16 protein-coding genes are annotated in these 13,223 nt (G+C 52.5%); 4 read left to right on the top strand and 12 right to left on the bottom strand.

Annotated features, from left to right (window positions below):
* Nucleotides 1-60 precede the first annotated feature (60 nt).
* A complete protein-coding gene (locus H6853_09050) occupies nucleotides 61-651 on the top strand; it encodes a PepSY domain-containing protein (protein USO03648.1) in 591 nt (196 codons plus the stop codon).
* A gap of 15 nt (nucleotides 652-666) precedes the next feature.
* Here H6853_09050 and H6853_09045 read toward each other — a convergent pair whose 3' ends face one another.
* The 3 genes from H6853_09045 to H6853_09035 form a co-directional block, all read right to left on the bottom strand.
* On the bottom strand, nucleotides 667-1,212 hold the full coding sequence (locus H6853_09045; protein USO03647.1) for a hypothetical protein: 546 nt from the start codon (nucleotides 1,210-1,212) through the stop codon (nucleotides 667-669).
* A gap of 159 nt (nucleotides 1,213-1,371) precedes the next feature.
* Nucleotides 1,372-1,584: a cold-shock protein gene (locus H6853_09040; GenBank protein ID USO03646.1), complete on the bottom strand. Its 213-nt coding sequence runs from the start codon at nucleotides 1,582-1,584 to the stop codon at nucleotides 1,372-1,374.
* Between the two features lie 329 nt (nucleotides 1,585-1,913).
* Entirely contained in the window at nucleotides 1,914-2,336 is a 423-nt protein-coding gene (locus H6853_09035; GenBank protein USO03645.1) for a hypothetical protein, read from the bottom strand.
* 174 nt (nucleotides 2,337-2,510) lie between these two features.
* Between H6853_09035 and H6853_09030 the strand changes: the two genes are divergently transcribed.
* Nucleotides 2,511-2,819, top strand: a complete 309-nt coding sequence (locus H6853_09030) for a hypothetical protein (GenBank protein USO03644.1) — start codon at nucleotides 2,511-2,513, stop codon at nucleotides 2,817-2,819.
* Nucleotides 2,820-2,955: 136 nt separating this feature from the next.
* Nucleotides 2,956-3,699 carry a hypothetical protein gene (locus H6853_09025; GenBank protein ID USO03643.1) on the top strand — a complete coding sequence of 248 codons (744 nt, stop codon included), beginning with the start codon at nucleotides 2,956-2,958 and terminating at the stop codon, nucleotides 3,697-3,699.
* Here the strand turns inward: H6853_09025 and H6853_09020 are convergent.
* The 8 genes from H6853_09020 to map all read right to left on the bottom strand — a co-directional run bounded on the left by H6853_09020 (nucleotide 3,696) and on the right by map (nucleotide 11,633).
* A complete protein-coding gene (locus H6853_09020; GenBank protein USO04656.1) occupies nucleotides 3,696-5,345 on the bottom strand; it encodes an alpha-glucosidase in 1,650 nt (549 codons plus the stop codon). The two genes, H6853_09025 and H6853_09020, sit on opposite strands and share 4 nt — an antisense overlap.
* A 74-nt stretch (nucleotides 5,346-5,419) precedes the next feature.
* Complete coding sequence (locus tag H6853_09015; GenBank protein USO03642.1) at nucleotides 5,420-5,992, bottom strand: peptidylprolyl isomerase; 573 nt, start codon at nucleotides 5,990-5,992, stop codon at nucleotides 5,420-5,422.
* Nucleotides 5,993-6,084: 92 nt separating this feature from the next.
* Nucleotides 6,085-6,567, bottom strand: a complete 483-nt coding sequence (locus tag H6853_09010; protein ID USO03641.1) for a hypothetical protein — start codon at nucleotides 6,565-6,567, stop codon at nucleotides 6,085-6,087.
* 197 nt (nucleotides 6,568-6,764) lie between these two features.
* Nucleotides 6,765-7,235, bottom strand: a complete 471-nt coding sequence (locus H6853_09005) for a hypothetical protein (protein ID USO04655.1) — start codon at nucleotides 7,233-7,235, stop codon at nucleotides 6,765-6,767.
* A gap of 42 nt (nucleotides 7,236-7,277) precedes the next feature.
* Entirely contained in the window at nucleotides 7,278-8,576 is a 1,299-nt protein-coding gene (locus tag H6853_09000; protein USO03640.1) for an adenylosuccinate lyase, read from the bottom strand.
* 267 nt (nucleotides 8,577-8,843) lie between these two features.
* A complete protein-coding gene (locus H6853_08995) occupies nucleotides 8,844-10,043 on the bottom strand; it encodes a hypothetical protein (protein USO03639.1) in 1,200 nt (399 codons plus the stop codon).
* A gap of 86 nt (nucleotides 10,044-10,129) precedes the next feature.
* Nucleotides 10,130-10,828 (bottom strand): DNA repair protein RadC, encoded by a 699-nt coding sequence (radC, locus tag H6853_08990; protein USO03638.1) that lies wholly within the window; start codon nucleotides 10,826-10,828, stop codon nucleotides 10,130-10,132.
* Nucleotides 10,821-11,633 carry a type I methionyl aminopeptidase gene (gene map, locus H6853_08985; protein ID USO04654.1) on the bottom strand — a complete coding sequence of 271 codons (813 nt, stop codon included), beginning with the start codon at nucleotides 11,631-11,633 and terminating at the stop codon, nucleotides 10,821-10,823. Before map ends, radC begins: the two co-directional genes overlap by 8 nt.
* A gap of 93 nt (nucleotides 11,634-11,726) precedes the next feature.
* On the opposite strand from map, the gene H6853_08980 reads away from it, so the two are divergent.
* The gene (locus tag H6853_08980) at nucleotides 11,727-12,530 is read left to right on the top strand and encodes a competence/damage-inducible protein A (protein ID USO03637.1); all 804 of its coding nucleotides are present in this window, start codon (nucleotides 11,727-11,729) and stop codon (nucleotides 12,528-12,530) included.
* A gap of 44 nt (nucleotides 12,531-12,574) precedes the next feature.
* On the opposite strand, the gene H6853_08975 is transcribed toward H6853_08980, so the two are convergent.
* Complete coding sequence (locus tag H6853_08975; protein USO03636.1) at nucleotides 12,575-13,075, bottom strand: hypothetical protein; 501 nt, start codon at nucleotides 13,073-13,075, stop codon at nucleotides 12,575-12,577.
* Nucleotides 13,076-13,223 lie beyond the last annotated feature (148 nt).

Below are 13,223 nucleotides of genomic sequence, written 5' to 3'. Positions count from 1 at the left end.
CATGAAGTGGGTCCGCTTTTTGAATCTGGAAACGGGCGCCGTATTTGTTATAGTGCGCGCATGAGAAGCAGCTTTTTAAGCATATCGGGATGTCTGTTCCTTTTCGTGCTCGCCGCGCCGATGGCCTCCGCGCAGGCGCAGCAGGACAGGATTATCATCATTCACAAAGACGGCACGAGCGAGGAATTCAAGGTGCCTTCCGGCGGGGCGCCCGTCAAATCCGCGCCGGCGCCGGCTCCTGCGCCAAAGATACATACATGGGTTGAGCCGGTCCCGGCTGTAAAACGGGAGGATCCGCCGCCCGCGCCGCCTGCCCCGCAAAAGCCGTCTGTGGCGAAATCTGCGGCGGCCAGGGCGACGCCCGTCCCGGCGCAGCGTCCGGAAAATGCGTTGCCGATTCCTCCCCGCAAGCCGGATGCGGAAAGCCGGAAGCCTTACCGGCCGTATAAATGGGCGTTGCCGGAAGGGCACGCGGTCACAAGTGATGCGGCCTTGCGTATCGCGCTGGAGGTTGCGCCGCCCGCGCGGTCTTTCGAGGTGTCAAGGCGCATCTATCAGGACAGGCCGGTTTTTCAGGTGACGTTCAAAACAGAGGGCGGCTTTCATGACGTTCTGGTGGATGCGCAGACGGGGGAAATCCTGAAGAAATAAGGGCAGCAGGCAAGCCTAGTCGTTGTATCTGTGGTCTTCCGCGCCGGCGGCAGGTTCCGTGCTGGCCAGACGGGACGCAAGATCATTTTCGACAGGCGCAATCATCACGTGCTCGGTCGGGCCGTAGCATCCTTTGGCGTTGTATATTCCGATCATGAAGCCGCGTCGCCGGTCGGCGATATTCTGTATGCTGTCGGCCTGGTCCGCTTCCTTTTCCACGGCCTGTGAAGCCAGAAAACCGGCCGCGGCCAGTCCGACCCCGCCCGTGACGCTGCCCAGAAGGAGGGAGCCGACGGCTCCTGCGGCGCTGATGCCGTGATCTTTCAGGTCCGAGTTATCCTTGATGTTTTGTTTGCGCTGGATAATGTCGCGCATGCGCAGCGCTTCACGGGAAAGCTGTCCGCAGCTCAAATTGACATCGCCAAGCTGGCTCATACGGAAGGTCTGTTTTTTGGTTTCCATGGCGGCGGCGGTCAAATCTGCCGCGAATACCCGCGCAGGGAAGAAGGTAACGCTCGCGAGGGACAGGCCGAGAACCAGAAGCTTAAAATGCCTTTTCATGGGGATGTGGCTCCTGCATTTGAGATTTGTACGTTAAGAATCACAACTCTAAGTTAAAATTGTAGCATGCGGATGCTTTTAAAACAAAAAGACAATAAAAACGGGCGCTGGATAAAGGCTCCGGCGCCCGTTTGTAAACTTCGAATATTTAGAAAAAAACTAAGCGGCTTCTGAAAGGTTAGCTGCGCTTGATTTGCCTTTTCTTTCGTCCATGACGAGTTCGTAGTTAATTTTTTGGCCCTCCTTCAAGGTTTGCATTCCTGCATCCTGAACGGCGCTGATATGTACGAATACATCGTCTCCGCCTTCTTCCGGCTCAATAAAGCCAAAACCTTTTTGTCCGTTGAACCATTTTACTGTACCGACTGCCATGTGATTATCTCCTTTATGCAATTTCGGTTTAAACTTTCTGCAACCATTGCGGAAAGTTATTCTTGTGTACCTCCGGCAGACGGAAAACGCGCAAGCTGCGCATGACCGGCCAATATCATTTCTGTATGGGAGGGAAGTATTGTCGCGCCGCTTAAAAGCAATCCTGCCGTGGCTGCGGTGCAAGTTCTTATTCTTGTCGTCATTATTCTTGTCGTAACCGTCTCATAAAACACAGGCTTCCATATGCTGTTTCGGAGCCTCTTGAGGGGGTTCTACCCTTTATTCTCGGGAATGTAAATAAAAAAACAGAGGTTTCCGCTATTTTTGGGTTATCGCAGGTGGAAAGACTTCCGGATGTGCAGGGCATCCATCGTAGTGGCGTGGGGCAGGAAACGGAATAAATACTGCGCTTTTGGCATTGGCCGATCCCTTTTTCCAGAGGATTTTGCGGGGATACGCCGCTTTGCAACGCCTTTCTCTTCGGGGGTTGTTTTCCATGTATCGTTGGCAATTTCGTAAACGCCGTCCCGGTAGGACCGGGCCAGGTCTTCCAGCATGGGCGACAGGCAGGCATCGGAGGGAAGCACTTTTGCGCATTCCTGCAAAAAGGCCCTGTAGCCCTGCGGATAGCTGTTCATGACAAAACGGTCCAGCCAGTGCCAGGCCCAGGGCGGCATCGAAACGATGGCATATTCTGCGCGGAGCCCCGGCAGGAGGCGGCTGATATTTTCTGATGAGATCGGGTTTTGCATGTTCTTTTTCGTGCCTTGTTTGCAAGCTTTATCAAGAGTGTTCCATTTTCGGGAGATAAAAAGCAAATTTGGGGATTGTGCTTTGGTGGAAGCTCTTGTATAAATATGTGGATAATTCGCGTTTCTCTTTGTATTTACTTTATATTTTTTAATCCACAGCTTCCGAGGTGCGCGATGAAAACAATTCGCAATATAGGTTTTGTCTTTACCGGTTTATCCGTTCTGGCTCTGTCCGCCTGCGGCGAAGGGTATGAAGCGAGATCCGTCCGTGGCAAGGTCCCTTATGTCGAAGACCGGACGGCAGGTCCCGGTGTGGAATATGTGCGTGCGATGATGCTGCCGGAAAAAGGTCCTGTGCTGACGCCTGAACTGCCGAAAGAATTGCCGAAAGCGGAAAAGGCTGTCGTTCCGAAGAAGGAAGCGGAACCGATTAAGGATGCGGCTCCTTTCTTCGAAGAAGAACAGATGAAAGGTCCGAAATAAACCGGATATTCGAAAAAAAAGCGGGGCTGTTTTTCAGCCCCGTTTTTTTGTATTTTTTTCACAAAAAAATGACAAAAGGGGGCATTCAAGGGTAGACTTAGCAGAGTGACTCTGTTTTCACGTGGGGGAAATTGTTTTGTCGATCTGGTTTTTGCTCTGGTTTGTTTTAGCTGCGATTATTCTCGGGGCAAGCGGTTGGTCGACCGTGATTCTTTTTCGGCAGAAAAAGGCGTGGGAGGGGTTCGCAAATAAAAACAAGATGGCTTACATAAAAGGCCGTGTTATGGCGCCTCCTGCGGTTGAGGGATATATTGACGGATACAAGATATCTCTTTTTACGGCGCAGCGGCAAATGCCGGATGCGCGGTCTCACCGTTATTTAAGCGTGGTGGAAATTACGCTTCCCGACCCGTTAATTGATGGCGGCGCCGCGGGAACGCCGGAGATGTTTGCTTTCATCGAAAGCCTTGGGACGTTACGTCCGATAGAAATCGCATCGGATAAATGGAACAAGGAAGACCGTTTCTTTGTCCGCCATAAGGCCGCAGTCGAAAATTATTTAACGCCGGAGCGCATTGAAACCGTTGCGCGTATTTTAAAAACAAAAAATGCCGATGTCTTGTTTATTTTTGACGGGCAGACAGCCGTCATTCGTCTGGAAACGTCCGACCCGATACTGGATGAAAACAAGATGGATAAAATTATCCGGCGTCTTATTGCCGACGCTGAAAAACTGAAGATCGGGGAAGAGGAGCGCGCGGCTCTCTTGAAAAAGAGCGAAGATGTGCCGGATGAAGAGGTCCCCGCCGCAAATGTGCCTGCGCAGGAGCAGGACGAAGGCGAAACAGAAGAAGCCGCAGAAGAAAAACCGTCGTCTTAAACCGGAATTTTTCCGAAATAGATTCCGAAGGCCGGAAGCTTTATCGAGTCCGTATCGAGGAATCCTGACTGGTTTTCCGGCATGCCGAACGCCAGACTTTCTGTCTCAAGCCCGGTTTCCAGGGTCCTGTCTTCCGGTCCCAGATTAAAGACGCACAGGATTTTTTCATCCTCCGTTTTGCGAACGAATGCCAGAAGTTTTGTATCTTGCGTGTCCAGAAATTCTATCTCCCCTTTGATGAGAGGCGGTTGTTCCTTGCGCCATTTCAGGAAAGCGCGGGTGAATTGCAGGGGTGAATCCGGATCTATATCCTGATTTCCGGCGCAGAGCGCCCTGTGTTCGTCCGGGATAGGCAGCCATGTTTTTTTGTCGGCCGTTGTGAATCCGCTTCCCAGTTCATCTCTCCAGGGCATAGGCGTGCGCGCGCCATCGCGGCCCTTCCATTCCGGCCATGTGAAAATCGCCCAGTGATCGAGCAGGTCTTCAAATTCCAGATCCGCTTCCGGCAGGCCGAGTTCCTCGCCCTGATAGATAAAAGGCGTGCCTTTGAGGGAACACAGCAGGGCGATGAGCAATTTGGCAAAACGCGGGTTGCGGCCCTCCCCCCTGTTCAGCCGTGAAACGGCGCGGTAGACATCGTGATTGGAAAAGGCCCAGGACGGCCAGGAATCTTGCGGCAGGTTTTCATACCCTTCGACATGTTTACGGATGAAGCTTTCCTTCAGCGAGCCGCCGCCCAGAAGGGTGTGGCTGTAGGCTGTATGCAGGAATTTATTGCCTTCCGTGTAACGTGCCGCCAGTTTCATGGTTTCTTCGGACGAGGCGCCGGAGGCTTCGCCGATGGTAACGGTGCCGGGATATTGGTCCATGAGATGCCGAATGCGTTTTAAAAAATCGAAAATTTCCGGCGCGCCCTGATTATATTTGTGAATCTGCATCGTATAGGGGTCAACGAAATGCAAGCCTTCGATCTTGTTTTCTTCCGGAAGCGGTTGGAACGGATTGTCGCGAAGCCGGCGGTCGTGCATGTAAAAGCTGACCGCGTCCATGCGGAAACCGTCTACGCCGATTTTAAGCCACATCTCCATGGAGGCCAGAAGGGTGTCCTGGACGTCCTTGTTGTGCAGGTTTAAATCCGGCTGGTTGGCGTAAAAATTATGCAGGTAATATTGCCCCCGCCGAATGGAGTAGGTCCATGCCGGTCCGCCGAAGCGGGCCAGCCAGTTTGTCGGCGGCATACCGTCCCGGCGCGGGTTTTCCCACACATACCAGTCTGTCTTGGGATTGTCGCGGGTCCGGCGGGATTCTTTGAACCAGGGATGCTCTTCGGAGGTATGGGACAGGACCTGATCTATAATGACCTTCAGGCCAAGGTCATGCGCTTTATCGAGCAGGGTCTTGAAGTCGTCCATAGTTCCGAAGAGAGGGTCGACGCTTCGGTAATCCGAAACGTCATAGCCGGAATCTTTCATCGGGGAGGGAAAAAAGGGATTGATCCAGATAGCGTCAACCCCTAAGGACGCGACGTAATCCAGCTTCTCTGTAATACCCGGAAGATCGCCGATTCCATTTCCTGTCGTATCTTTAAAGCTGCGCGGGTATATCTGATAAAAGACAGCTCCGCGCCACCAGTCTTTGTGACTCATTTCAAAACTTTCTTCAGTGAAAAACATCCCCTCGCCCCGATGTGGGGCAGAGGGGATGTCCGGTGTTTTCTGATTTATTCAGCAGCTTTTTCTTCGGCCTCTTTTCCGGCTTCTTCTTTCACGTCTGCCGCAACCTGCAATTTGATGATTTTATCGGGATTGCTCGGCGGTTCGCCTCTTTTGATGGCGTCCACGTGTTCCATGCCGTCTGTGACCTGTCCCCAGACGGTGTACTGACCGTTCAGGAAACTGCAGTCATCGAAGCAAATAAACCACTGGGAATTGGCGCTGTCCGGATCGCCCGTCCGCGCCGCGCCGATGGTGCCGCGCCCGAAATTGTAATTGTTAAATTCGGCCTTCAGATCCGGCAGGTCGGAACCGCCCGTGCCCGTGCCTGTCGGGTCGCCTGTCTGGGCCATGAATCCCTCGATAACGCGGTGAAAAACAATACCGTCATAAAAGCCGTCACGGGCCAGTTTTTTAATGCGGTCCACGTGGTTTGGCGCGATGTCCGGCATCAGTTTGATGATTACCCGCCCGTCTTTCAGGTCGAGGTAAAGCGTGTTTTCCGGATCCGTTTGTGCGGCGTCTGCGGCTGAAGTCATAATGAATAAGCTCCCCAGTAAGAGTGTAAAATATCTAAGCATCCTTAAAAGCCTTCCTTTAACGTTGAGACAAAAGGGATGCCACAGGAATACGGGGATTGCAAGACGGGAAGATTATATTTCCGGTCTATATTTTAAGAATAATGTATTTCGATAGTGCGTCTGCCGTTCACAGGGGAGACAAAGGGGCCTGTCTGGTGGTTGATGCCCTGATCCTGAAAACAGGCAGAGGCTTTAACCAAAAAATGACCGACATTTCTTCCCAGCTCCGGATTGGCCCCGGATATCCTGCAAAAACCTTCCATGCGGTTGATAACAGTCGATTGCTGTATTTTAGAAAATGGATTTACCGTTTCCGGTCCCTGTCTAAATTGATCGAGATGGGCGCGTTTATATTCGAAAACGGCGCGGGATTGGCCATGGCGGGTACAGATTTGCCTGCAAAGATCCTCGAATTCTTTAAGCTTCCTCTCCCGTGAGGGTTTTTCTATCATCTGGGCGACTCCGGCGACAAGTTCAAGCGGCGTGTCGGTTTTGAGGCAAAGCGTTTGAATACCTTCTGGAAAGTTTGCAGATTCTATAAATTGCTGCAAGTAAGATACCGTTGGTTGCTTCACCGGTAAGGCGGCAGCCCTGAAATGTGTCAAGCGGCCGGAAATCTGGCGATCCGTTTCTTCTATGTCTCTACGAACGATATCAAGTTCAGGTTGATAACAAGATTGCAACACATTCACTCCTTGCATGGCACACCATCGTTTTTTGCATGGCTTAAATGTGTTTTATCGAAAATATTTTTGAAAGGCAAGCGTATTTTTTAAATAAACGGATCATATGCCCATTGAAGAAGGGCCTGTCGTTGCCGCGGCCGGCAGCCAAGGTCGCCGGGCATGCAGTTGGCCCGGATCTGTCCGGCATGGCGGGCGAAGGCTTTCCAGCGTTTGATCTGCCATGGATCGACCTCCGGCAGGCGACGCCCCAGATAATAACGGCAATACCACTGGAACCAGCCGCGCGGGTCGGGCGGGACAATCCAGCCTTTTTGTTTCCACACACTCAAAGGCTGGCGGCTTTTGATTCCGAAGAAATTCAAGGCGGGGTCTGCTTTGTCGCTTGTTTTGGCTTCGGCGAACCAATCGGCTGGAAACTCATTGCGGCAGTCGTTGCAGTATTTGCCTTCAAACACGCCGAGGGCCAGCATCTCTTTGGGCGTAAAATGCGGCGTAAAAGCCGGGTCAAAATTTTCGCCCGGGTTTTCTGCCGTGACATAGACGTAGTCTTTTTGCATCAGATCATTGACGACGATCTGCGTTCCTTTTCCCGTCACGGTTTACGCAAGCGCCCGGCTGATAATGGAATCAACATGCCGGGTGTAGGCTTTGTAATCGAAGATGGATTTCAGCGCGCCTTCATCCAGTTTTGCGGTGACGTCCTGATCGTCCGACAGTGTTTCAAGCAAGGTTGTTTTCCCTTTGCTTTCCCAGACTTTCATCGCATTGCGCTGGACGATCCGGTAGGCGTCTTCGCGCGAAATCCCGGCCTGTGTCAGGGCAAGGAGGACGCGCTGCGAAAAGACAAGCCCGCCCATTTTCTCCAGGTTTTCCATCATCGTGTCCGGATATACCAGCAGGTTTTCGACAAGGCCCGTCAGGCGCGCCAGAGCAAAATCCAGCGTGACGCAGGAATCGGGGCCGATATTCCGCTCGACGGAAGAGTGCGAGATATCCCGCTCATGCCATAACGCGACATTTTCCATCGCAGGCGTAACCGCAGAGCGTATCAGGCGCGCAAGCCCCGTCAGGTTTTCACTTAAAATCGGGTTGCGCTTATGCGGCATGGCGGAGGAGCCCTTTTGCCCCTTGGCAAAGAACTCCTCAGCTTCGCGCACTTCGGTGCGCTGCAAGTGCCGGATTTCAATGGCGAGGTTTTCAATGCTGGCGGCAATGACGCCCAGCGTGGCAAAGAACATGGCATGCCGGTCCCGCGGGATCACCTGTGTCGCTACGGTTTCGGCCCTAAGCCCCAGCCTTTTGGCCACGTAATCTTCCACCTGCGGATTGATGGTCGCGTAAGTCCCGACCGCGCCGGAAATGGTGCACACGGCGATCTCTTCCCGCGCCGCTTTCAGACGGTCCCGCCCGCGTTTAAAGGCCGCGTAATGCCCGGCGAGTTTCAACCCGAAGGTTGTCGGTTCCCCGTGAATGCCGTGGGAGCGGCCAATGCAAAGCGTATTTTTATGTTCCACCACGCGTTTTTTAAGCGCCGCCAGAAGCCTGTCCATGTCCTGTAGAAGCAGATCCGCGGCCTGCGTCAGTTGCAGGGAAAAACAGGTATCCACCACATCCGAGCTTGTCATGCCCTGATGCACATAGCGGCTGTCTTCCCCGATATGTTCGGCCACGGAGGTCAGGAAGGCGATCACGTCATGTTTGACTTCGGCTTCTATTTCGTCGATGCGGGCCACATCGAATCCGCCTTTTTCCCGCAGAACCTTCGGCACGCTTTCCGGAATGACGCCGATCTGCGCCATTTTCTCGGCAGCCAGCGTTTCAATCTCCAGCCAGATTTTGAAACGGTTTTCCGCTTCAAAAATACGGGCCATTTCGGGGCGGGTATAACGTGGGATCATTTAATCTTATCCTGAACTTTAGTGAACAGGTGCATGTTTTAGCATCCCTTGATATACGGCGCCAGTGTTCAAAGAGGCTCTTTGAGCGGTTTTTTTATTTACCGTAATCTGGAATCTCTCAGTTCGTTTGCAAAAATGGCGGTTATTTTCCTCCTTTTCCGGGCCCAAAAGCCCATAATTTACGTTGCCGCCTCCTCCCTTTTGGGAGGTTGGCAGGGTTCTCCAACCGCTGGAGAAACAAAACAGTTAGGAATATAGTCTCATATTTTAACGGCCAAGGGAAGGGGGCAGTGACGCAGTGGGCATTTTTGTTGCCGGGGTTTCCATTTCGTCAACAAAGTCTTCTCTCACCTCATCCATTTCTATGGCCAGAGTTTCCTTTTGCAGCTTTTCCGCTTCTGCGGCCGGTGGTTTCAAATGTGCCTCTGCGGCTTTGGAAAAATGTTCCATTATTTTGGGCATTCGGGAGGCATCATACCAAGGGGCTTCCTTTACTTCAGGGCTTTCTCCCACTTCTATGACGAGTTTCGCCATGGCGTAAGGATATCCTTTCGCGGCGTCTGCCATGTCATCCCTTATTTCAAGAGGTGTTTTTTTGTCTATTTCTTCTGCATATTTTCGAGAGATGTCCTCTCCAAGAAATTTTTTATAAACGGCTTTGTCGAAATTTTCCTTAAGCGTGAGCGTTTCTTCCGCATGTTCCGGGTGTGCGTGCGGGGTCATTGTGTCCAGACCGGTGGCATGGTCCAAATGTGACGTGGGAAGGACTGTGGCCAAAAGATTCATATCTTTGAAAGCGTCAATGGTCGTTTCGCTGACCCCGGCCTCACGTGCCTGTTCTATCCCTTCCAGATCGGCATTTGATTCGCGTAAATTTTGAACTTTATAGGTGTCGCTATCGCTTGTTTTTTCCGTATCACGATTTTTACAATGTCCGGCAATTTCATGGGCATTGAAAATCGTATTCCATTCCTGGCTTGTCCCGGGAACATTATATAGCGGTTGTCCGTTAATATGTGTTTTTTCCGCAGCTATTTCTTCTGCGGAGAGGTCCAGCCATGGATTGTAAACAATGCAGACCTCCCTGCTTAAAGGCGCATTTCTTTCTATAGGGATATTGTCTTCTTTTTCCAGAACGTCAATCAATCCGGGCGTAATAGCAACGGAATGAGGACCGCCTGTATTGATATGCTGGGTTTGTATCTCGAAGAGGCTTTTGCCATTTACTCCCACATCACCGTAGCTCGGGTGCTGTTTCATCACATTGTTTACAAAAGATTCTTCAGGGGCATTCCTGCCTTCATCGACATCGTCAGGTCCGATGAAAATGACATCCATGCCGGCCCATTTTGAAAGTAAGGTGGCCGTGTGTCCCAATTTGGCGCGCGTCGCCTCGCTCATATAACTCTGATAAGAGGATTGAGCGGCTGTGTCTTGTGCGATATCTGCGGTTATTCCACCTGCCATCCGGCCATTATACGCTTTGTTTGTTAAGAATATCTTAGGAAAGAGGAAAAGAGGGAGAGGGCTTGGTTTTTGTTATGACGGCGGCGTTAAATCAATCCCATCGTCTTGAAGCTTGTGATGCCGGACTTGGCAACGACCAAGTGATCGTGAACGGTGATGTCAAAGGGCGCGGCGGCGGCGAGGATATCGTTCGTCATATCCACATCGGCCTGAGAGGGGGTCGAGTCTCCGCTGGGGTGGTTATGGACGAGGATGAGGGCGGTCGCGCCGAGTTCCAGCGCGCGCTTCATGATTTCCCGCGGATAGGCCTGCGTATGGTCGACCGTGCCGGTCTGCTGGATTTCATCCGCAATGAGTTCGTTTTTCTTGTTCAAAAACAGAAGGCGGAAATGTTCCTTCTTTTCATGCGCCATGGTCGCATGAAGGTAATCCATCAAACGCTGCCATGAATTGAGAACCGGCTGTCCGGTGATGTCCTGCCTGAGCATGCGCCGGCCCGCGGCCTGAACAATGCGCAGGGCGACGGCCGATGTTTCCGACAGGCCCTCCATTTTTTGCAAATCTTCTATCGGGGCGTTTAAAACGCCGTTGAGCGTTTTAAACCGCGCAACAAGGGCTTTGGCGAGCGGCTTGACGTCCCGCCGCGGCACGGCCATGAACAAAATCAGCTCCAGCAATTCATAATCGGGCAAGGCGTCGGGCGATTTCAGAAACCTTTCCCGCAGCCGGTCCCGGTGGCCGGCATAATGGGGCTTTTGCGGCTCTTTTTTCAGCGGCTCAGCCATAGGGCGGCCTTGTGTAGCCTTTGGGGGAGAGGGTGAAGATTTCATAGCCGTCTTCCGTCACGGCCAGAGAATGTTCGAACTGGGCAGAGAGGGAGCGGTCCCGCGTCACGGCGGTCCAGCCGTCTTCCAGCACCTTGGTGGCGTAATTTCCTGCGTTAATCATGGGTTCAATCGTGAAAAACATTCCCGGCTCCAGCGTCATGCCGGTTCCCGGCTCCCCGAAATGCATGACGGAGGGCTGGCAGTGAAAGATTTTTCCCAGCCCGTGGCCGCAAAAATCCGTGACAACGGAAAAACGGTTGCTTTCCGCCACCGTCTGGATCGCATGGCCCACATCGCCCAGCGTCGCGCCGGGTTTGACGGCCTCGATCCCGGCCATCATGCAATCATAAGTGGTTTCCACGAGTTTTCGGGCTTTGACCGGAATTTTATCGCCGACAAAAAACATGCGGCTTGTATCCCCGTGCCAGCCATCCACAATGACCGTGACGTCGATATTGATGATATCGCCTTCCTGCAGCGCCTTTTCGCAGGGAATGCCATGGCATACCACATGGTTGACCGAGGTGCAGATGGATTTCGGAAAGCCCTTGTAATTCAGCGGCGCGGAAATCGCGCCGGCTTTTTCAACAAAATCGGCGCAAAGACGGTCCAGCTCGTTCGTCGTGACGCCTGCAGCGATATGATCCGTAATCATGTCCAGCGTTTGCGCCGCCAGCAACCCGGCCTTGCGCATGCCCTCAAAGTCTTCCGCGCCGTGGAGTTCAACGCCCTGCGCGGTCAGTTTCGGCTGCGCTTCGTTCATGGTAAAATCTTTCATCCCGAGGTCTTATTTTTTGGTGACATATATGGTCTAATGACATATATCCTATAAAACAAAAATTTTGAAGAACGTTTTATGACACCTGATTCTAAAGACATATACAAAGCCGCTCTGGTCGTTATCGGGAATGAAATTTTGTCCGGCCGGACGCAGGACACCAACACGGCATGGATTGCGGAGCAACTCGTCCCGCAAGGTGTGGTCCTGACCGAAGTCCGCATCGTGCAGGATATCGAATCCGACATCGTCGAGGCGGTCAACGCCCTGCGCGCCAAATCGGATTACGTTTTTACAACCGGCGGGATCGGCCCGACGCACGACGATATTACGGCCCAAAGCCTTGCCAAAGCTTTTGGAGTGGATCTGGCGCTGCATGAAAAAGCCTATCAGATCCTGGCGGAATATTATGAAGGCGAAGACAATGTAACCGCTGCGCGCAGGAAGATGGCGATGCTGCCCAAAGGCGCGAAACTGATTCCCAATCCCGTCAGCGGCGCCCCGGGGTTCTGTTTCGAAAACGTCTATGCGATGGCGGGCGTGCCGCGTGTGATGCGCGCCATGTTCGACGATGTCAAAGCCATGATTTCCTGCGGCAAACCAGTCTTGTCACGGACGGTCACCTGTTCGCTGCAGGAAAGCCTCGTGGCAGATGCGCTTTCGCGCCTGCAGGAAAAATATCCGCAAGTTTCCATCGGCAGCTATCCGCATTATCGCGGCGGCGTGCTCGGCCTGAGCGTGGTTTTGCGCTCGACGGAGGTCGAAAGCCTCGACCTGGCGATGGAAGAGGCCGTCGATATCATCAAGGGGCATGGCGGGAAAACCAATGCCATGAGCATTATGTCCGATGAGGACAGGGAAAGCACCGCCACCGAAGAGTAGGCGAAGAGCAGGCTTTGTCATCCTGAGCGCGCAGGCAGAAGGATTTAAGGGCCGGGGATTTCCGGTTGTGTCTGGACCGCCGGCGGAAAATAAACCATATCCCCGTCAGGCCCTTGCCAGATAACGGGGGTTCCCGTTTTTTCCGCTTTCTGTATCGCCTGTAACACATTTTCCGTGAGGCCGTACTGCGTTTCAAGCTCTTCGAGGATAACGTTCTTTAACGCTGAGTTTGTTATGCTCCCCAATTCGTCGATAACCGGCAGATAATTGCCCGCCCCGACATAGTGGTGATATTTGGCCAGGATTAACGCCGCCGTTTCCAGCTTGAACTGTTGTTCCTGCGCTTTTGCACAATCATCACTGAAACCGTTAAACTGCCTGTCCAAAGGTCTTTCCTTTCGGCCGTCCCCGAAGCCGGTGATTTCATACATCGTTGTATAGACGCCGCAATCTCCCGCCAGTTCCTGCCGCGGAACTGTTGTGCAACCTGCGACCGAAAGAAAGACGGGGAGAAGAAAGACCCCTGTTCTTGTTGTGGAGGACATTGCAAAAAATCTCCCGTTTTTGTTTACGCCTGTGTTTAGAAACCGCAGGGACTATGGATGAAAAAATTAATTATGTCAAGTTTTTGTTGTGAGGGGCGTTTTTGGGAGATAAAAAAACAGCCGCTTTTAAGGCGGCTGTTTTATAAAA

This window comes from Rhodospirillales bacterium (assembly GCA_023898765.1).
Taxonomy (GTDB): Bacteria; Pseudomonadota; Alphaproteobacteria; order Micavibrionales; family Micavibrionaceae.
The sequence above is the reverse complement of the archived record's forward strand: the minus strand, read 5'-3'. Positions and strand labels throughout refer to the sequence as shown.

Bases quoted from the DNA above. Each gene is read 5' to 3' on its own strand.
- H6853_09050 (USO03648.1), top strand. From the start codon at position 61: ATGAGAAGCAGCTTTTTAAGCATATCGGGATGTCTGTTCCTTTTCGTG.
- H6853_09045 (USO03647.1), bottom strand. From the start codon at position 1,212: ATGAAAAGGCATTTTAAGCTTCTGGTTCTCGGCCTGTCCCTCGCGAGC.
- H6853_09040 (USO03646.1), bottom strand. From the start codon at position 1,584: ATGGCAGTCGGTACAGTAAAATGGTTCAACGGACAAAAAGGTTTTGGC.
- H6853_09035 (USO03645.1), bottom strand. From the start codon at position 2,336: ATGCAAAACCCGATCTCATCAGAAAATATCAGCCGCCTCCTGCCGGGG.
- H6853_09030 (USO03644.1), top strand. From the start codon at position 2,511: ATGAAAACAATTCGCAATATAGGTTTTGTCTTTACCGGTTTATCCGTT.
- H6853_09020 (USO04656.1), bottom strand. From the start codon at position 5,345: ATGAGTCACAAAGACTGGTGGCGCGGAGCTGTCTTTTATCAGATATAC.
- H6853_09015 (USO03642.1), bottom strand. From the start codon at position 5,992: ATGCTTAGATATTTTACACTCTTACTGGGGAGCTTATTCATTATGACT.
- H6853_09005 (USO04655.1), bottom strand. From the start codon at position 7,235: ATGCAAAAAGACTACGTCTATGTCACGGCAGAAAACCCGGGCGAAAAT.
- H6853_09000 (USO03640.1), bottom strand. From the start codon at position 8,576: ATGATCCCACGTTATACCCGCCCCGAAATGGCCCGTATTTTTGAAGCG.
- H6853_08995 (USO03639.1), bottom strand. From the start codon at position 10,043: ATGGCAGGTGGAATAACCGCAGATATCGCACAAGACACAGCCGCTCAA.
- radC (USO03638.1), bottom strand. From the start codon at position 10,828: ATGGCTGAGCCGCTGAAAAAAGAGCCGCAAAAGCCCCATTATGCCGGC.
- map (USO04654.1), bottom strand. From the start codon at position 11,633: ATGAACGAAGCGCAGCCGAAACTGACCGCGCAGGGCGTTGAACTCCAC.
- H6853_08980 (USO03637.1), top strand. From the start codon at position 11,727: ATGACACCTGATTCTAAAGACATATACAAAGCCGCTCTGGTCGTTATC.
- H6853_08975 (USO03636.1), bottom strand. From the start codon at position 13,075: ATGTCCTCCACAACAAGAACAGGGGTCTTTCTTCTCCCCGTCTTTCTT.